Consider the following 18,299-nt stretch of genomic DNA (forward strand, 5'->3'; position numbering starts at 1 on the left):
TTTTTTTATTTGTGACGTTTGCGAAGATTTTCAATCACGGCCGTCAAATCCAGCTCCTGATCCTGCAGCAGCACCAGCAGGTGATACATTAAATCAGACGCTTCATTCGTCAGCTCCTCGCGGTCATGCACGGTTGCGGCAAGCGCTGTCTCAACGCCTTCTTCTCCTACCTTCTGCGCGATACGCTTGGTTCCGCTGGCGTACAGCTTCGCGGTATAGGAACTCTCAGGATCCGCCGTTTTACGCTCTGCCAGCAGCTGTTCCAGTTGATACAGGAATAACCACTGATGATTCGTCTCGCCGAAGCAGCTGCTGGTCCCTTTATGGCAGGTTGGGCCGATTGGGTTTGCCAGCACCAGCAGGGTGTCGTTATCGCAGTCGGGCGCTATGCTGACCACATTGAGGAAATGCCCTGAGGTTTCTCCTTTGGTCCACAGGCGCTGTTTCGTGCGGGAGAAAAACGTGACTTTGCCGCTGTCGATCGTTTGCGCCAGCGCGTCCTGGTTCATATACCCCAGCATCAGCACTTCGCCTGAGACGGCATGCTGGACCACCACCGGCAGTAATCCGTCCGTTTTTTTCCAGTCCAGCTGCGCCTGTTGTTGCTCTGTTAACATACCCTGATCTCCACGCCCTGGTCGGCCAGGTACGTTTTTAACTCACCAATATTAATAATCTGTTTGTGGAACACGGAAGCGGCCAGCGCACCGTCCACGTTCGCATCGCGGAAGGCTTCGAGGAAGTGTTCCATGGTGCCCGCGCCGCCGGAGGCAATCAGCGGAACGTGGCAGACCGCACGGACTTTTTTCAGCTGCTCGAGGTCATACCCGTTACGCACGCCGTCCTGGTTCATCATGTTGAGGACAATCTCGCCCGCGCCACGCTTCTGCACTTCCTGCACCCAGTCGAGCGTTTCCCACTGCGTCACGCGCGTGCGGCTTTCATTTCCGGTGTACTGGTTGACGTGGTACTTGCCCGTTGCGGCGTCATGCCAGGTGTCGATCCCAACCACAATACACTGTACGCCAAAACGATCGGCCAGGCGGGTGATCAGCTCCGGGTCGGCCAGGGCAGGGGAGTTGATAGAAATCTTGTCGGCACCAAAAGAGAGAATTTTGGCGGCGTCGTCAGCGGACTTAATCCCGCCCGCTACGCAGAATGGAATGTCGATCACTTCCGCCACGCGCGCTACCCAGCTTTTGTCGACCACGCGGCCATCGCTGGAAGCGGTGATATCATAAAAGACCAGCTCGTCTGCGCCTTCATCGGCATAGCGTTTTGCCAGCGGGACGATGTCGCCAATGATCTCGTGGTTGCGGAACTGCACGCCTTTCACGACCTGACCATCGCGTACGTCCAGGCAAGGAATTATCCGTTTTGCCAGCATTGAATCGCCTCCGTCACAGTAAATTTACCTTCCAGCAGGGCCCGGCCCACAATCACACCCTGTACACCGGTACCGCGTAGTGCGGCCACGTCGGCAATATCACCGATACCGCCAGAAGACTGGAACGCTACCTGTGGATAACGGGCACAGACCTCTTCATACAGAGAAACGTTGGAGCCCGCCAGCGTTCCATCCCGGGAGATGTCAGTGCACAGCACGTGCTTCAGGCCAACGGGAAGATAGATATCAACCAGCTCTTCCAGCGTCACGCCGGAGTTTTCCTGCCAGCCGCTCACGGCAACCTGCTTGTTACCCTGTTCGTCAATACGCACGTCCAGCGCCAGCACCAGCGCATCGGCGCCAAAGCGGCGAAACCAGCCTTTCACCGTCTCAGGATCTTTCACGGCGGTTGAACCCACCACCACGCGAGCCACGCCAGCGTCCAGCAGCGCCGCAACGTCATCTTCCGTACGCACGCCGCCGCCGACCTGCACGGGCACATCAACACCGGCGACCAGATTTTTGAGCAGTGGGATCTGGCGCTTTGCCGGGTCTTTCGCGCCCGTCAAATCCACCAGATGCAGCACCTGAGCACCCTGGGCGGCATAATCCTGCAGACGCGGCAGCGGGTCGTTACCGTAGTCGCGCTGCTGGCCATAATCGCCCTGGTGGAGACGGACAACCGTGCCGTCAATTAAATCTAAAGCGGGAATAATCATCACATCTCCAGGAAGTTTTTCAACAGCTGCGCGCCTGCGGCGCCAGAGCGCTCCGGGTGAAACTGCACGCCGAAGAAATTGTCTTTCTGTACGGCTGCCGTAAACGCCTCGCCGTAGGTGCACTGGGCGATCGTATTCACGTTCACCGGCATGGCGTAGCTGTGCACGAAGTAGAAATACGCGCCGTCTTCGATGCCGCGAAACAGCCGGTCGCCCGCTTTGGCATTAACGCGGTTCCAGCCCATATGCGGCAGAGGCAGGCCGTGGTCGGTCATTTTCGGCACGTCTTCGTCAATAATGCCCAGCAAGTCAACGCCGTTGCTCTCTTCGCTACGGCGGCCCAGGATCTGCATGCCCAGGCAAATGCCCAGCACCGGTTGGGTACAGGCTTTGATCAGATCGACCAGCTCGCGTTCGCGAATCTGATCCATCGCGGCCTGCGCGGTTCCCACGCCCGGTAAAAAGAGTTTGTCGGCGCGCAGCACCACGTCCGGATCACGGCTCACCGCTGGCTCATAGCCGTGGCGCGCAATGGCCGATTTCACGGAGTTCAGGTTGGCGCATCCGGTATCCAGAATCACCACGTTCATTAGAGCACTCCTTTCGACGAGGGCAGGGCGTCGCCTTCCACGCGAATCGCCTGGCGAAGGGTACGGCCAAAGGCTTTGAAGAGACTCTCCACGCGGTGGTGGTCGTTCTTGCCCTTGGTCTTCAGGTGCAGCGTCAGGCCCATGGTGTAGGACAATGAGCGGAAGAAGTGCTCCACCATTTCGGTGCTCAGATCGCCCACGCGCTGATAGGTGAAATCGGCTTTATATTCCAGGTGCGGACGACCGGAGATGTCCATTGCGCAGCGCGCCAGACACTCGTCCATCGGCAGGACAAAGCCGAAACGGTTAATGCCGCGCTTATCGCCGAGCGCCAGCTTCAGGGCTTCACCCAGCGCCAGGCCGGTATCTTCCACGGTGTGGTGATCGTCAATATAAAGATCGCCTTTTACCGCGATCTCCATGCGGAAGCCGCCGTGGGTGGCAATCTGGTCCAGCATGTGGTCGAAGAAGCCGACGCCGGTGTGGATCTTGCTGCCGCCTTCACGGTCCAGCCAGACCTTCACATCAATCTGCGTCTCTTTGGTGTTGCGCTCAACGTGGGAATAGCGGTCGCGTTTTGTCAGCTGCTCGCCAATCTTCGCCCAGTTAAGGTTGTTGCGGTCGTAGCGCAGCCCCGCGATGCCCATGTTTTCCGCCAGCGTAATATCGGTGATGCGATCGCCGATGACATAGCTGTTGGTTTTATCCAGCGCATCTTCAGCCAGGTAACGCTCTACCAGCTTCACCTTTGGCTTACGGCAGTCACACTCGTCGGCTGGCATGTGCGGGCAAATCAGCACTTCATCAAATACCACGCCCTGAGAGGTCAGCACCTGCATCATCAGATTATGCGGGCCGTCAAAGTCTGCCTGTGGGAAGCTGTCGGTACCCAGACCGTCCTGGTTGGTGATCATCACCAGCTTAAAGCCTGCTTTTTGCAGATTAAGCAGCACCGGGATCACGTCCGGTTCAAAAGCCAGCTTGTCGAATCGATCGACCTGAAAATCGGCTGGTGGCTCCGAAATAAGGGTGCCGTCACGATCGATGAAAAGGATCTTCTGGGTCATACTTTCTCCGCTTTCAGGGCGTCAATCACGCGCTGGCTCTCTGCACGGGTGCCTACGGTAATGCGCAGGCATCCGCTCAGAGAAGGTTGTTTATTCTGGTCTCGTAAGATAATGCCCTGATCCCACAAAGATTTAAATACGGCGCTTGAGGCGGTGAAGCGCACCAGGATGTAGTTAGTTTCCGAGTCGAACACCTGCTCTACGCAGGGAATATCCTTCAGGGCGGTCACCAGATACTGACGTTCCTCCAGGATTTGCGCCACGCGCTCGCGCATGGCGTTGATTCCCTGAGGCGTCAGCGCCTGTGCCGCAATATCGGCAACCGGCGTCGAGAGCGGGTACGGGGCGATCACTTTCAGCAGCAGGTCGATGACCTCTTTATTCGCCAGGGTGAATCCGCAGCGTAGACCCGCGAGGGCAAAGGCTTTAGACAGCGTACGCAGTACCACCAGGTGCGGGTACTCTTCCAGCCAGCCTGCCAGCGTCGCCTGCGGGCAGAACTCGATATAGGCTTCGTCGGCCACCACCAGGGCTTTACCGCGCGTCATCTCCAGCAGGGTGCGGATATCCTGCGGGTTGATAATCTGTCCGGTCGGGTTGTTCGGGCTACAGACAAAGACGACTTTTACGCCTTCGAGATTGTCGGCAATGCCCTGCAAATCGAGCTGCCAGTTCTCCAGCGCCTGCACGTTGCGGCACGCCACGCCGAAGGTTTCCGCGCTGACGCTGTACATGCCGTAGGTCGGCTGGCAGTACATCACCGCATCTTTGCCCGGCTCGCAGAAGGCGCGGATCAGCAGTTCAATACCCTCATCCGCGCCGCGGCTGACCAGCACCTGCTCCGGCTTCACGCCCGCGTACTGCGCGTAATTTTCAATCACCGCTTTCGGCTGACACTCCGGATAGCGGTTCAGGGTTTGCTGAGACAGCTCAAACTGCACCGCCGTCGGGAATTCGTTGGCATTCAGCCAGACATCCCCTTTGCCGCCGAGACGACGAGCAGACTGGTAAGGCGTCAGGCGACGGACATTTTCGCGGGCTAACTCTTCAATGTTCATGCTTGCTCCTTCAGGGCTGCAACGCGCAGCGTAACGGCATTTTTGTGGGCGGTCAGTCGCTCGGCGGCAGCCAGGGTTTCAATAGTCGAAGCCAGTGACGCAAACCCTTCGCGGGAGAGTTCCTGCACGGTCATGCGTTTCTGGAAATCCGCCAGGCCCAGGCTGGAACAGGTAGAGGTATAGCCATACGTCGGCAGAACGTGGTTGGTGCCGGAGGCATAATCCCCTGCCGATTCCGGTGACCAGTCGCCGAGGAACACCGAGCCCGCGCTGGTAATGCTGTCGACCAGATCGCGCGCGCTGCGGGTCTGAATAATCAGGTGCTCGGGGCCGTACTGGTTGGAGATGGCAATGCACTGGCCCAGGTCGCGCGCCACAATCAGGCGGCTGGCCGCTAACGCCTGGCGTGCCGTGTCGGCGCGGGGCAGGTCGGCAAGCTGACGCTCCACGGCTTCGCCCACGCGTTTTGCCATATCGGCATCCGGCGTCAGCAGGATGACCTGCGAGTCCGGGCCGTGTTCCGCCTGAGAAAGCAGGTCGGAGGCGACGAAGTCCGGCGTTGCGCCGCTGTCGGCAATCACCAGCACTTCAGACGGTCCGGCAGGCATGTCAATTGCCGCGCCGTCCAGACGCTGGCTGACCTGGCGCTTGGCTTCGGTCACGTATGCATTACCCGGGCCAAAAATTTTGTCGACCTTTGGAATGGATTTCGTACCGAACGCCAGGGCTGAAATCGCCTGCGCGCCGCCCACTTTATATACCGCCTGCACGCCGCACAGCTTCGCCGCATAAAGGATCTCGTCGGCAATCGGTGGCGGAGAGCAAAGCACCACTTTTTGACACCCGGCAATGCGTGCGGGAGTCGCCAGCATCAGTACGGTGGAGAAAAGCGGGGCAGAGCCGCCTGGAATATAGAGGCCGACGGAGGCAACCGGGCGGGTGACCTGCTGGCAACGCACGCCGGGCACGGTTTCGACATCCACGGTCTGCAGCTTTTGCGCGGTGTGGAAGGTATCAATGTTTTTCATCGCGACGGCCATCGCCTGCTTGATGTCGTCACCCAGGCGATTACTGGCGTCAATGATTTCCTGCTCGGTAACCTGCAATGCGCCGACTTCCGTCTTATCAAATTTTGCGCTGTATTCACGCAGCGCGTCATCGCCGCGGGCTTTGACGTTGTCCAGGATCTCCGCCACGATGCGTGAGATGCTTTCGGAGGCGGAAATCGCCGGGCGCATCAGCAGCTCGCGCTGCTGTGCGTCGCTACAGTTATTCCAGTCGATGATTGTGTTAAAGCTCATGGCCATTACTCCATCATCTTCTCAATAGGCAGCACCAGGATGGAGCTTGCGCCCAGCGCCTTCAGTTTTTCCATGGTTTCCCAGAACAGGGTTTCGCTGCTCACCATGTGCATCGCCACGCGCTGCTGATCGCCCGCCAGCGGCAGGATGGTTGGGCGCTCGGCGCCCGGCAGCAGGGCAATCACTTCATCCAGACGCTCGGTTGGGGCGTGCATCATGATGTATTTGGACTCACGCGCCTGAATCACGCCCTGAATACGGGTCAGCAGTTTGTCGATCAGCTGCTGCTTGGCGTCGGCCATGTCGCCGTCGCGCTGAATCAGGCACGCTTTAGAGCGGTAGATCACCTCTACTTCGCGCAGACCGTTCGCTTCCAGGGTCGCACCGGTAGAGACGAGGTCACAGATGGCGTCCGCCAGACCCGCACGCGGCGCCACTTCAACAGAGCCGTTCAGCAGGCAGGATTTAAACTGCACGCCTTTCTGGTCGAGATAACGCTTTAACAGGTGAGGATAAGAGGTGGCGATACGTTTGCCGTTCAGCGCGGCCGGGCCGTCCCACGCTTCATCAACCGGCGTTGCCAGCGACAGGCGGCAGCCGCCGAAGTCCAGACGACGCAGGGTGAAGTAACGCGGATCTTCGCCCTGCGCGCGGCGGGTCAGCAGCTCTTCTTCCAGCACGTTTTCACCGATGATGCCGAGGTCAACGACGCCGTCCATAACCAGGCCGGGAATATCGTCATCACGCACGCGCAGAATGTCGATGGGCATGTTTTCAGCCAGAGCAATCAGGCGCTGGGTGTGCAGGTTAATTTTAATCCCGCAGCGGGCCAGCAGTTCGCGTGAGTCATCGCTCAAACGGCCTGATTTTTGAATAGCTATGCGTAAGCGTGAGTTATCTAACATTCTTTATTCCTCGTTAACCTGTTTTAACCTGTCTGAATTCGGTCCAAAAAAAAGCCCCCGGAAGAAGATCTTCCGGGGGCTTTCTCATGCGTTCATGCACCACTGGAAGATCCAAACGTCTTCCAGCACACATCGCCTGAAAGACTAGTCAGGATGATGGTGATGATGGTGGTGTTTAAATTGAACGCGTGTCATATAAATTCTCGATGAATGCTTATTCATTTGATGTCTTTTAACCTAAACCAGTTGTACGACATATTGCAAGGGCTTTTTTTGATCATTAATTCATTTCATATTGATGCTATGAATTGTTTGTTCTGCCGGGCTGGCGTAGCCTTATAAAAGACGAGTGAGAGTCAGGAGAATTCGCATGAAAAAGGTCGCGATTGTCGGTTTAGGATGGCTGGGAATGCCGCTGGCGATGTCATTAGCCGCGAAAGGCTGGCAGGTGACCGGGAGCAAAACCACGGCGGATGGGGTAGAGGCAGCGCGCATGTGCGGTATTGATGGCGTTGAACTGCGTCTTGAACCGGAGCTGGTGTGTGATGCTGACGATCTGGACACGCTGATGAACGTCGATGCGCTGGTGATTACGTTACCCGCGCGGCGCAGCGGGCCGGGCGAGTCGTTTTATCTGCAGGCGATGCAGGAGATCGTCGACAGCGCGCTGGCGCACCATGTTCCGCGCATCATTTTTACCAGCTCGACGTCGGTCTATGGCGAGTTTGAGGGCGTGGTGAAAGAGAGTTCCGAGCGCCGTCCCGTGACGGCGAGCGGTCAGGTTCTGAAAGAGCTGGAAGACTGGCTGCATCATCTTCCCGGCACGCAGGTCGATATCGTACGTCTGGCGGGGCTGGTAGGCCCTGGCCGCCATCCGGGACGCTTTTTTGCCGGGAAATCTGCGCCAGACGGCCAGCATGTAGTCAATCTTGTACATCTTGACGATGTTGTTGGCGCGATTGAGCTACTCTTACAGGCTCCGAAAGGTGGACACATCTATAATATATGTGCACCGTCTCATCCGGCGCGCAGCACGTTTTACCCGCTGATGGCACGTCAGCTGGGCCTGGCTGCGCCGGTTTTCGGTGAGGCAAAGGATGACAGTAAAGGCAAAATTGTTGATGGCAATCGCATTTGTCATGAGCTGGGGTTTGAGTATCAGTATCCCGATCCGCTGGTGATGCCCATGGAATAAGACCCGCAGCGGAGACCATCGCACACCGAAAGGGGGCGAGCATGAAACCGCTGCTGGATGTTCTTATTATTCTGGATGCACTGGAAAAAGAGGGGAGCTTTGCCGCGGCGTCGGCAAAGCTCTACAAAACCCCGTCTGCGCTGAGCTATACCGTTCAAAAACTGGAAAGCGATCTCAATATCCAAATCCTCGATCGCTCCGGGCACCGCGCCCGTTTTACCCGTACCGGACAGATGCTGCTGGAAAAAGGCCGCGAAGTCCTCCACACCGTCCGTGAACTCGAAAAACAGGCCGTAAAACTCCATCAGGGGTGGGAAAACGAGCTGGTCATTGGCGTGGATGATACCTTTCCGTTTTCTCTCCTGACGCCGCTGATCGAAGCCTTTTATCAACATCACAGCGTGACCCGGCTTATTTTTATCAATGGCGTGCTGGGGGGCTCCTGGGATGCCTTAACGCAGGGCAGGGCGGATATTTTTGTCGGTGCACTCCATGAGCCACCCCAGTTGAGTGATTTTGGTTTTGCCCGGCTGGGCGTGCTGGAGCAGGTGTTTGCCGTAGCGCCTCATCATCCTCTGGCTCAGGAGCCAGAACCTATTAACCGCCGCGTGATTAAAGGCTACCGCGCCATCGTGGTTGGAGACAGCTCTCGTCCGGAATGTTCGGTCTCCTCGCAGCTGCTTGATGAGCAGGAGGCCATTACCGTTTTCGACTTTAAAACCAAGCTGGAACTGCAAATAAGCGGTCTGGGCTGCGGTTTTTTACCCCGCTATCTGGCGCAGCGGTTTATTGACAGCGGTGCGCTTGTTGAAAAACAGGTACTTGCTCAAAGCAGTAATGAATCGGTGTGGGTAGGCTGGAATGAACAAACTGCCGGGCTAGCCAGCGCCTGGTGGCGAGACGAGATTTTAGCAAATAGTGCTATCGCCGCCGTTTACTCTCAGCCCGGCGTCCAGAAATCAGCCATTTAGCAAAAAGAAAATTGTCCCGTGCTTTGCAAAGTATTGCCTTTTGTATCCGATGTGGGGCAAAATGCCGCCGCTGCAACCAAATGAATAATCGACGATATAAAAGGCGTCGGTTATTTTTTTTTGCATGTACGAAACGAAACTAAAAACCAAGAGGCCGGGCTTCGTACCGGATAGATATTTACTAAAATCCGACAGTTGTTGTCGCTGAGGAAGAAAGAAATGGGGCAATTTTTCGCTTACGTGGCGGTTATCACCTTCAAGGAGAATAACTATGTCGCATAACGCAACTCCAAACACCTCTCGCGTGGAATTACGTAAAACGCTTACGTTGATTCCGGTTGTTATGATGGGCCTCGCCTATATGCAACCGATGACGCTGTTCGATACATTCGGTATCGTATCGGGCCTCACAGACGGTCACGTGGCAACGGCGTACGCCTTTGCGCTGGTCGCCATTCTCTTTACTGCGCTGAGCTACGGTAAACTGGTTCGCCGTTTCCCGTCTGCAGGCTCTGCCTACACCTATGCCCAAAAATCCATCAGCCCGGCGGTTGGCTTTATGGTGGGCTGGTCATCTCTGCTGGACTATCTGTTCATGCCGATGATCAACATTCTGCTGGCAAAAATTTACTTCGAAGCGCTGGTGCCTTCTGTTCCATCGTGGATCTTTGTTGTCGCGCTGGTGGCCTTTATGACCATCTCTAACCTGCGCAGCATCAAGACCGTGGCGAACTTCAACACCCTGATTGTTATTCTGCAGATGGGTATTGTGGCGGTTATCGTTGGCCTGATCATCTACGGTGTTTCTCACGGTGAAGGTGCAGGTACGCTGACCAGCACGCGTCCATTCTGGTCTGAAGGTGCGCACGTTGTGCCGATGATTACCGGTGCGACAATTCTGTGCTTCTCGTTCCTGGGCTTTGACGGTATCTCTTCTCTTTCAGAAGAGACCAAAGATGCTGAGCGCGTGATCCCGAAAGCGATTTTCCTGACCGCGCTGATTGGTGGCCTGATCTTTATCGGAGCTTCCTACTTCCTGCAGCTGTACTTCCCGGACATCTCTCGCTTTAAAGATCCGGATGCGTCACAGCCTGAAATCATGCTGTATGTTGCGGGTAAAACCTTCCAGTGGGGCGTGCTGATCTTCTCCAGCGTGACCGTACTGGCGTCCGGCATGGCGGCACACGCAGGCGTTTCTCGTCTGATGTACGTGATGGGCCGTGACGGCGTATTCCCGACACGTTTCTTCGGCTACGTTCATCCGAAATGGCGTACTCCGGCGTGGAACGTGCTGCTGGTTGGCGCTATTGCCCTGCTGGCGATTAAATTCGACCTGGTTACGGCGACCGCGCTGATTAACTTCGGTGCGCTGGTGGCGTTCACCTTCGTTAACCTCTCCGTGATCTCGCAGTTCTGGATCCGTGAGAAGCGCAACAAAACGCTGAAAGACCACTTCAACTATCTGGTGCTGCCAGTGTGTGGTGCTCTGACCGTGGGCGCGCTGTGGATTAACCTGGAAGAGAGCTCTATGGTTCTGGGTCTGATCTGGGGTGCTATCGGTTTGGTTTACCTGGCCTGCGTCACTAAGAGCTTCCGTAACCCGGTTCCTCAGTACGAAGACGTCGCGTAATTCCGTGTCGGGTGGCGGCTACGCCTTACCCGACCTACAAAACCCAAGCGGGCAAAAAAAAACCGGAGACATCGCCTCCGGCTTTTTTATACCTATCGTTCAGACTATCTCTTGCGCGTACTGGAACAGGGATTTCAACAGTGCCTGTTTTTCAGCATTCCCTTCATACTGGCCATAAAGCATTTCCAGCTCCTGGGCATAGCTATTAAGGAATTCAGGGGTAAAGACATTGCGACGATGCTGCAGCCAGCGATCCTGCTCTGCCTCGTCCAGCGTGCCGGGGTAGTTACGCGCGCGGTAATTAAACATCAGCTTTTCGATGCGTTTATCGGCGAAGGTGATATCCAGCGCCGGTAAGTTGCGCGGCTCGGTTTGCAGAACGATATTCATCGCCGCGCGATCGGCATCGCTGAAGAAACCGTTATAGAGCTGGGCATCCACGTTTTCAGACGGAACGAAAGGCTCCGCCTCGGCAAAGATGGCGACCACCTTCTCGCGCACCTGCGGGTTATCGCGCAGCACTTTCAGGTTATCGAGGCAGTGCTGCCGGTTTATGCCCAGTCTGTCTGCATCTTCCGGGCGCAGCGTATTCGCCTGTGCCAGTACTGGACATTTATTGATATGCACCAGTTTGACCGGTACCGCAGGCAGATCCCCGAGTTCATTTTTCGGGGTATAAAGCCGCTCGCGCAGGGTATCGCTGTCAAGCTCCAGCAGCGGTGAAATATCACCGGCTAAATCCACCATGATGACCGCATTACGGTTATCCGGATGCCAGGCCAGCGGCGCGACCCAGCTGGTATTGCCGCGCCAGGCGCCAAACATGCCGGAAATATGCACCAGCGGCTTCATCTGTGGCACATCAATCAGCGTGGTTAATTTTTGTTTACTGCGGTGGCTCAGCAGATACTCAAACAGCCGCGGCTGAGCGGTTTTGACCAGCTTCGCCATGGCAATGGTGGCATAGACGTCCGCCATCGCGTCGTGAGCATTGCTGTGCTCAATACCGTTGGCACGCGTCAGGTGTTCCAGCCGGAAGCTGGTCAGCCCTTCCTCATTTTCCGGCCAGTTAATGCCTTCAGGACGCAGGGCATAACAGGCGCGCATGATGTCGAGTAAATCCCAGCGTGAATTGCGGTTCTGCCAGCTCCAGGCATAGGGATCGTAAAAGTTACGATAGAAGATGTTGCGCGTCACTTCGTCATCGAAGCGGATGTTGTTGTAGCCGACCACGCAGGTATGGGGGACGGTAAACAGATCGTGAATGCGTCGGGCGAATTCTGCCTCGTTAACGCCTTTTTCCCGCGCTTCCTGAGGCGTGATCCCGGTGACCATGACCGCCCCGGGCTGCGGCAGGTAGTCATCAGCCGGTTTGCAGTAAAAGACCTCAGGCTCGCCAATGATATTGAATTCGTCGTCGGTACGGATGGCGGCAAACTGCGCCGGTCGGTCCAGCGCCGGGTGCGTGCCAAAGGTTTCGTAGTCGTGGAACAAAAAAGTCGGGCGAGCGGCAGAGTCAGACACCAGTAATACCATCCTGTTAAAAAATGACGTCACTATGGTAAACGATCGTGCGGTCCAGACCGAATAAAAAGCACCGCCGTGGCGCAAATTTGCGCGCCAGCTTCAGGGAAAAATCTGCGTTTTGTCACATTTTTTTGCAATTAAGCCAGGTAACGACATCAGAACTCCCGTAAAAAGGTCATCGATTTTTAATGACCTGAGGATATACCGTTGAAACGCCGTCTGTTTATTGCTGTTTCTTTACTCGCTTCGAGTGTCTCATCTGCTTTTGCGGCCGAACCGCTGGATTTTTCGCCGCAGCCTCCGGCCATTCAGGCTGGCTCCTGGGTGCTGATGGACTACACGACCGGTCAGATCTTAACGGCGGGCAACGAACATCAACAACGTAATCCGGCGAGCCTGACCAAGCTGATGACGGGATATGTGGTTGATCGGGCCATTGATAGCCACCGCATTACGCCGGACGACATTGTCACCGTAGGGCGTGACGCGTGGGCTAAAGGCAACCCGGTTTTTGACGGCTCGTCGCTCATGTTCCTGAAAGAGGGCGATCGCGTCTCCGTGCGTGACTTAAGCCGCGGCCTGATTGTCGATTCCGGTAACGACGCCTGCGTGGCGCTGGCCGATCACGTGGCGGGCGGTCAGCAGCAGTTTGTGAAGATGATGAACGACTACGTGCAAAAGCTGAACCTGCGCGATACGCATTTTGAAACCGTCCACGGGCTGGACGCGCCGGGCCAGCACAGCTCGGCCTATGATCTGGCCGTACTCTCCCGCGCCATCATCCACGGCGAGCCTGAGTTTTATCATATGTACAGCGAAAAGAGCCTGACCTGGAACGGGATCACCCAGCAGAACCGTAACGGCCTGCTGTGGGATAAAACCATGAACGTGGACGGCCTTAAAACGGGACATACCTCGGGGGCGGGCTTTAACCTGATTGCTTCCGCCGTTGACGGGCAGCGCCGTTTAATCGCGGTGGTCATGGGGGCGGATAGCCCGAAAGGGCGTGAGGACCAGGCCCGAAAACTGCTGCACTGGGGGCAGCAGAATTTCGATACGGTGCAGATCCTGCATAGCGGTAAAAAAGTGGGGACAGAACGTATCTGGTACGGCGATAAGGAGCAGGTGAAACTGGGTACCGACCAGGACTTCTGGCTGGCCCTGCCGAAAGCGGAAGTGCCGAACATCAAAGCCAAATACGTGCTGGATAAAAAAGAGCTGGAAGCGCCGATTGCCGCGCATCAGCGTGTCGGGGAGATCCAGCTCTACGATCGCGACAAAGTGGTGGCGCACTGGCCGCTGGTGACGCTGGAAGCCGTTGATAAAGGCGGCCTGTTCTCTCGCATGAGCGATTATTTACACCACACGCTCTAACGGCACATGAGCAGACTGGCAGGGTTGCGAGTCTGCTCACATAATAAACACTTCACGTTTGCTGAACGCTCAGAATCCGCTTTATAGTGTATGTATATACAGTAATAAATGGAGGCAGCATGGACTACAGCATTAAGCAGCAACAGAAACGTAAGATTGCCGGTTTTCATTTGGTCGGACCGTGGGAACAAACGGTAAAACAGGGCTTTGAACAGCTGGTGATGTGGGTGGACGGGCGTCACATTGAGCCGCTGGAGTGGGTTGCGGTCTACTACGATAATCCAGATGAGGTCCCGGCAGAAAAACTGCGCTGCGATACGGCCGTTACGGTACCGGATGATTTCGTTATTCCGGAAAACAGCGAAGGCGTCATGATGACGGAAATCGCGGCCGGGGATTATGCCGTGGCGACGGCGCGCGTGGAAAACTACGACTTCGCCACGCCGTGGTATCAGTTCTTTAATTCCCTGCTGCAGGACAATAAGTACCAGATGGCGCTCAAGCCCTGCTTCGAGCGCTATCTCAATGACGGCAATGCAGACGGTTACTGGGATATCGAAATGTATATCGCGGTAGAGCATAAAACGGTTTAAGCCTGCTCAATGAAGGGTTTTTCAGCCGGGAACGATCCGCCCGGCTGAAAACACAGTACAATTGTGATTTGCCGTGTAGCTGGAGAGCGGGTGTGCGTCCCGACAAATCATTAACCCCTTTTGAAATTCGGTTGTACAAACATTACCGCGTGGTGCACGGATGTCGCATCGCGCTGGCTTTCGTGTTGACGTTTGTGCTGGTCCGTTTGCTGGATGTTCCGGAAGGAACATGGCCGCTGATCACGCTGGTGGTGGTGATGGGGCCCATCTCGTTTTGGGGGAACGTTGTTCCGCGCGCCTTCGAGCGAATTGGCGGGACGGTTTTAGGCTCGGCTCTTGGGCTTATTGCCCTGAAGCTGGAGCTCATCTCATTTCCCGTGATGCTGGCATGGTGCGGTGCCGCCATGTTCCTGTGCGGCTGGCTGGCGTTGGGTAAAAAGCCTTATCAGGCGCTGCTGATTGGTATTACGCTCGCGGTGGTTGTCGGTGCGCCCGCCGGGGATATGACCACGGCGCTGTGGCGAAGCGGGGACGTCATCCTGGGGTCACTGCTGGCCATGCTCTTCACCGGTATCTGGCCGCAGCGTGCTTTTCTGCACTGGCGTATTCAGATGGCCAACTACGTCACCGCCTTTAACCGCGTCTATCAGGCTGGTTTTTCCCCGAATCTGGTTGAGCGTCCCCGGCTGGAAAAGCATCTGCAAACGATCCTCAACGACGTGGTCAAAATGCGCGGCCTGATCACGCCCGCCAGCAAAGAAACCCATATTCAGAAAGCAATTTTCGAAGCCATCCAGACGGTAAGCCGCAATCTGGTCTGCATGCTTGAACTGCAAATCAACGCCCACTGGGCGTCGCGTCCCAGCCATCTATTGATGCTCAACGCGCAGACCCTCAAAGAGACCCAGCAGATGACGCAGCAAACGCTGTTGACCATCGCCCATGCGCTCTATGAAGGGAACCCACAGCCGATAATGGCCAACAGCGAGCGGCTGAATGAGATCGTCGCGGAGCTGAAGCAGCTCATCAATGAACGCCAGGGCGATAACGTGGCGGAAACGCCTATTCATGGCTACGTCTGGCTGAGCATGGAGCTGGCGCGGCAGCTTGAGCTGTTATCGCACCTTATTTGCCGGGCGCTGCGCAAATAAAAGGCGTATGTGACGGCTGCTGCTTCGATTCAGCAGCAATTGGGGTTATGATAGCTTTAAACGATATACTCATTGTCATTCGCAGCCGCTGTCAGTAAGGTTATTGTTACAACGGTTGCCTTAACGAATCCGAATCTCACATTATCAGGGGTGTAAAAATGGAAACTACCAAGCCTTCGTTCCAGGATGTTCTGGAATTCGTCCGCCTGTTCCGCCGCAAAAACAAACTGCAGCGTGAAATCCAGGACGTTGAGAAGAAGATCCGTGACAACCAGAAGCGTGTTCTGCTGCTCGACAACCTGAGCGACTACATCAAGCCAGGTATGAGCGTTGAAGCTATTCAGGGCATCATCGCCAGCATGAAGAGCGACTATGAAGACCGCGTTGATGACTACATCATCAAAAACGCTGAGCTGTCCAAAGAGCGTCGCGACATCTCCAAGAAGCTGAAAGTGATGGGCGAAATCAAAAACGGCGAAGCAAAAAGCGAGTAATCGCAGCGAATAGCAAAAAAGGCTCTCTGGTGACAGAGAGCCTTTTTTTATGACGCAGAACGCGGCCGTAGCTGATAGATCCAGGCCTTAACCTGCTTGCCTTCAAGGGTGGTCACCGTGACCTCAACCCGATCGTAGCCGTCTTCAAATTCATCCAGCATTTGCCAGTGTGCGGCAAGGTTATCAGAGATAAACAGATAGCCTTCGACGCGGGGTCCGTCAGGGTGGAGCACAATCCCCGGGAAGTCCGCCGCAGCGCCCCAGCCGCGTTCGTAAAACGTACCGGATACGGAACCGGCCAGCCATTCGCCGCCAATGTTTTCAAGAATATGCGCATTTGAGTGGCCCGGGCGCAGCGTGCCGTAGACAAACAGAGCGTTCATTTTCCCTCATCCGCAAAGCAAAAAGCCTGCTTTAAAAGCAGGCTTTTTAAATTTGGCTCCTCTGACTGGACTCGAACCAGTGACATACGGATTAACAGTCCGCCGTTCTACCGACTGAACTACAGAGGAATCGTTGTGGAGGCTTATCTTAGCGGCGAAAAAAGTTTTGTCAAACCTGATCTTAGGGAAAATCGACTGATTGCTGATTCTGTCGTCAGTTTGTTGTAAATCCACACATCTTTTTCTGGAAAATACTTTGCAGGATGAGCATTTGTCCCCCATTATTTGAAATGGAGTTTCAACTTTTCTCGCTAAGGTCCATTTTGAACGTCACTGCCTCCTTACGCCAGGCGATAGAGCGCACGCCATGGTATGCAAAACGTAAAAGCTATCGTGTCCTGTTCTGGCGTGAAATCACCCCTCTCGCTGTGCCTATCTTCCTGGAAAATACCTGCGTTTTGCTGATGGGGGTCCTGAGCACCTTCCTGGTGAGCTGGCTGGGAAAAGAGGCGATGGCTGGGGTTGGGCTGGCGGACAGCTTTAACATGGTGGTGATCTCGTTCTTTGCCGCCATAGACCTCGGGACGACGGTTGTGGTGGCTTTTAGCCTCGGCAAGCTTGACCCCAAACGTGCACGCGAGGCGGCCCGCCAGTCGCTGATGATCATGACCATTTTTTCGATCGTTCTGGCGGCGGTGATCCACTATTTCGGTAAAGAGATTATCGATTTTGTCGCCGGGGAGGCCACGAACGAGGTTAAAGACCTGGCGCTGACCTACCTGGAAATGACCGTCTTAAGCTATCCGGCGGCGGCCATTGCGCTGATTGGCAGCGGCGCGCTGCGCGGGGCAGGCAACACCAAAATTCCGCTGCTGATCAACGGCGGGATGAATATCCTGAATATCATTATCAGCAGCGTGCTGATCTACGGCGTGTTTTCGTGGGACGGGCTGGGGTTCGTCGGTGCGGGACTGGGCTTAACCATTTCACGCTATATCGGTGCGGTAGCCATCATCGGGGTGCTGATGGCGGGGATCACCCCCTCGCTGCGTCTGACGCTAAAAAGCTATTTCCGTCCCTTTAATTTCGCCATTATCTGGGAAGTGATGGGGATCGGCATTCCCGCGAGCATTGAATCGGTCTTGTTCAACGGCGGGAAGCTGCTCACGCAGATGTTTGTCGCCGGGATGGGGACCGACGTTATCGCCGGTAACTTTATCGCCTTCTCCATCGCCTCGCTGATTAACCTGCCGGGTAACGCGCTGGGTTCGGCATCGACCATCATCACGGGTAAACGGCTCGGGAAAGGGCAGATAGGCCAGGCGGAGCGGCAGCTGCGGCACGTCTTCTGGCTGTCGACCATTGGGCTGACGCTGATCGCCTGGGGAACCGCGCCGTTTGCCGGGCTGATGGCTTCGTTCTATACCCACGAAGACGACGTTAAAGAGGTCGTTAAGATCCTCATCTGGCTCAACGCGGCCTTTATGCCCATCTGGGCGGCCTCATGGGTATTACCCGCCGGGCTGAAGGGGGCGCGGGATGCCCGCTTTGCGATGTGGGTATCAATGCTCGGCATGTGGGGATGTCGCGTTGTCGCGGGGTATACGCTCGGGGTGATGCTCGGATGGGGTGTGGTCGGCGTCTGGCTGGGGATGTTCCTCGACTGGGCCGTGCGCGGTGCACTGTTCTACTGGCGCATGGTCAGCGGGCGCTGGCTGTGGAAATATCCGCGAAAGAATGCCTGACAATTGCGCGAAGTGGAGAATAATTCGGCAAACGATCGGAAATATGCATTCTGCCTTTGACATCATGGGGGAGCATCGATAATATGCGCCCCGTTCACACGATTCCTCTGTAGTTCAGTCGGTAGAACGGCGGACTGTTAATCCGTATGTCACTGGTTCGAGTCCAGTCAGAGGAGCCAAATTTAAAAAGCCTGCTTTTAAAGCAGGCT

Annotated in this window: 20 protein-coding genes, 2 tRNA genes and 1 other annotated feature; of the genes, 10 read left to right on the plus strand and 12 right to left on the minus strand. The window is 55.8% G+C overall.

All coding sequences use genetic code 11. From position 1 onward, the window contains the following. Nucleotides 1-5: 5 nt before the first annotated feature. The 9 genes from hisIE to hisL form a co-directional block, all read right to left on the minus strand. Nucleotides 6-617 carry a bifunctional phosphoribosyl-AMP cyclohydrolase/phosphoribosyl-ATP diphosphatase HisIE gene (gene hisIE, locus AB8846_RS21145; protein ID WP_370733616.1) on the minus strand — a complete coding sequence of 204 codons (612 nt, stop codon included), beginning with the start codon at nt 615-617 and terminating at the stop codon, nt 6-8. Continuing rightward, nucleotides 611-1,387 (minus strand): imidazole glycerol phosphate synthase subunit HisF, encoded by a 777-nt coding sequence (hisF, locus tag AB8846_RS21150; protein WP_370733617.1) that lies wholly within the window; start codon nt 1,385-1,387, stop codon nt 611-613. The genes hisIE and hisF overlap by 7 nt, the downstream gene beginning before the upstream one ends. Beyond that, entirely contained in the window at nt 1,369-2,106 is a 738-nt protein-coding gene (gene hisA, locus AB8846_RS21155) for a 1-(5-phosphoribosyl)-5-[(5-phosphoribosylamino)methylideneamino]imidazole-4-carboxamide isomerase (RefSeq protein ID WP_193939492.1), read from the minus strand. Before hisA ends, hisF begins: the two co-directional genes overlap by 19 nt. Further along, a complete protein-coding gene (hisH, locus tag AB8846_RS21160) occupies nt 2,106-2,696 on the minus strand; it encodes an imidazole glycerol phosphate synthase subunit HisH (protein WP_370733618.1) in 591 nt (196 codons plus the stop codon). The genes hisA and hisH overlap by 1 nt, the downstream gene beginning before the upstream one ends. Continuing rightward, nucleotides 2,696-3,763 (minus strand): bifunctional histidinol-phosphatase/imidazoleglycerol-phosphate dehydratase HisB, encoded by a 1,068-nt coding sequence (hisB, locus tag AB8846_RS21165; protein WP_063144499.1) that lies wholly within the window; start codon nt 3,761-3,763, stop codon nt 2,696-2,698. Before hisB ends, hisH begins: the two co-directional genes overlap by 1 nt. Further along, nucleotides 3,760-4,821, minus strand: a complete 1,062-nt coding sequence (gene hisC / locus AB8846_RS21170) for a histidinol-phosphate transaminase (protein ID WP_063144498.1) — start codon at nt 4,819-4,821, stop codon at nt 3,760-3,762. The genes hisB and hisC overlap by 4 nt, the downstream gene beginning before the upstream one ends. After that, nucleotides 4,818-6,122 carry a histidinol dehydrogenase gene (hisD, locus tag AB8846_RS21175; protein WP_370733619.1) on the minus strand — a complete coding sequence of 435 codons (1,305 nt, stop codon included), beginning with the start codon at nt 6,120-6,122 and terminating at the stop codon, nt 4,818-4,820. Before hisD ends, hisC begins: the two co-directional genes overlap by 4 nt. A 5-nt stretch (nt 6,123-6,127) precedes the next feature. Continuing rightward, nucleotides 6,128-7,027, minus strand: coding sequence for an ATP phosphoribosyltransferase (hisG, locus tag AB8846_RS21180; protein WP_028018500.1), 900 nt, complete (start codon nt 7,025-7,027; stop codon nt 6,128-6,130). A gap of 45 nt (nt 7,028-7,072) precedes the next feature. Continuing rightward, nucleotides 7,073-7,196: a sequence feature (His leader region), on the minus strand. Continuing rightward, the gene (hisL, locus tag AB8846_RS21185; protein WP_001364200.1) at nt 7,172-7,222 is read right to left on the minus strand and encodes a his operon leader peptide; all 51 of its coding nucleotides are present in this window, start codon (nt 7,220-7,222) and stop codon (nt 7,172-7,174) included. Its footprint overlaps the feature before it by 25 nt. A 175-nt stretch (nt 7,223-7,397) precedes the next feature. On the opposite strand from hisL, the gene AB8846_RS21190 reads away from it, so the two are divergent. The 4 genes from AB8846_RS21190 (at nt 7,398) to AB8846_RS21205 (ending at nt 10,823) form a co-directional block, all read left to right on the plus strand. Further along, nucleotides 7,398-8,222, plus strand: a complete 825-nt coding sequence (locus AB8846_RS21190; RefSeq protein WP_370733620.1) for an SDR family oxidoreductase — start codon at nt 7,398-7,400, stop codon at nt 8,220-8,222. A 41-nt stretch (nt 8,223-8,263) separates the two neighbouring features. After that, nucleotides 8,264-9,193: a LysR substrate-binding domain-containing protein gene (locus tag AB8846_RS21195; RefSeq protein ID WP_370733621.1), complete on the plus strand. Its 930-nt coding sequence runs from the start codon at nt 8,264-8,266 to the stop codon at nt 9,191-9,193. Between the two features lie 219 nt (nt 9,194-9,412). Further along, entirely contained in the window at nt 9,413-9,475 is a 63-nt protein-coding gene (yoeI, locus tag AB8846_RS21200; protein WP_154816137.1) for a membrane protein YoeI, read from the plus strand. Continuing rightward, nucleotides 9,465-10,823, plus strand: a complete 1,359-nt coding sequence (locus AB8846_RS21205; RefSeq protein WP_023336236.1) for an APC family permease — start codon at nt 9,465-9,467, stop codon at nt 10,821-10,823. The genes yoeI and AB8846_RS21205 overlap by 11 nt, the downstream gene beginning before the upstream one ends. Before the next feature lie 99 nt (nt 10,824-10,922). Here AB8846_RS21205 and sbcB read toward each other — a convergent pair whose 3' ends face one another. Further along, nucleotides 10,923-12,359: an exodeoxyribonuclease I gene (gene sbcB / locus AB8846_RS21210; protein ID WP_370733626.1), complete on the minus strand. Its 1,437-nt coding sequence runs from the start codon at nt 12,357-12,359 to the stop codon at nt 10,923-10,925. Between the two features lie 198 nt (nt 12,360-12,557). On the opposite strand from sbcB, the gene dacD reads away from it, so the two are divergent. From dacD to AB8846_RS21230, 4 genes are all read left to right on the plus strand, one after another. Next, complete coding sequence (gene dacD / locus AB8846_RS21215) at nt 12,558-13,724, plus strand: serine-type D-Ala-D-Ala carboxypeptidase DacD (RefSeq protein ID WP_370733622.1); 1,167 nt, start codon at nt 12,558-12,560, stop codon at nt 13,722-13,724. A gap of 119 nt (nt 13,725-13,843) precedes the next feature. Continuing rightward, nucleotides 13,844-14,317: a DNA gyrase inhibitor SbmC gene (gene sbmC, locus AB8846_RS21220; RefSeq protein WP_032646437.1), complete on the plus strand. Its 474-nt coding sequence runs from the start codon at nt 13,844-13,846 to the stop codon at nt 14,315-14,317. A 92-nt stretch (nt 14,318-14,409) separates the two neighbouring features. Next, the gene (locus tag AB8846_RS21225) at nt 14,410-15,468 is read left to right on the plus strand and encodes an FUSC family protein (protein ID WP_063144493.1); all 1,059 of its coding nucleotides are present in this window, start codon (nt 14,410-14,412) and stop codon (nt 15,466-15,468) included. Between the two features lie 158 nt (nt 15,469-15,626). Continuing rightward, nucleotides 15,627-15,962, plus strand: coding sequence for a DUF496 family protein (locus tag AB8846_RS21230; RefSeq protein ID WP_008499467.1), 336 nt, complete (start codon nt 15,627-15,629; stop codon nt 15,960-15,962). A 47-nt stretch (nt 15,963-16,009) separates the two neighbouring features. On the opposite strand, the gene AB8846_RS21235 is transcribed toward AB8846_RS21230, so the two are convergent. Both AB8846_RS21235 and AB8846_RS21240 read right to left on the minus strand, forming a co-directional pair. Next, the gene (locus AB8846_RS21235) at nt 16,010-16,345 is read right to left on the minus strand and encodes a gamma-glutamylcyclotransferase family protein (protein WP_023336231.1); all 336 of its coding nucleotides are present in this window, start codon (nt 16,343-16,345) and stop codon (nt 16,010-16,012) included. A gap of 53 nt (nt 16,346-16,398) precedes the next feature. Next, nucleotides 16,399-16,474, minus strand: a tRNA-Asn gene (locus tag AB8846_RS21240). Nucleotides 16,475-16,635: 161 nt separating this feature from the next. Between AB8846_RS21240 and emmdR the strand changes: the two genes are divergently transcribed. Together emmdR and AB8846_RS21250 are read left to right on the plus strand one after the other, a co-directional pair. Continuing rightward, a complete protein-coding gene (emmdR, locus tag AB8846_RS21245; protein ID WP_370733623.1) occupies nt 16,636-18,090 on the plus strand; it encodes a multidrug efflux MATE transporter EmmdR in 1,455 nt (484 codons plus the stop codon). Between the two features lie 103 nt (nt 18,091-18,193). Further along, nucleotides 18,194-18,269 (plus strand) — tRNA-Asn (locus AB8846_RS21250). Nucleotides 18,270-18,299 lie beyond the last annotated feature (30 nt).

Source organism: Enterobacter sp. KB-221C9, from assembly GCF_041320715.1.
Classification (GTDB): Bacteria; Pseudomonadota; Gammaproteobacteria; order Enterobacterales; family Enterobacteriaceae; genus Enterobacter; species Enterobacter asburiae_D.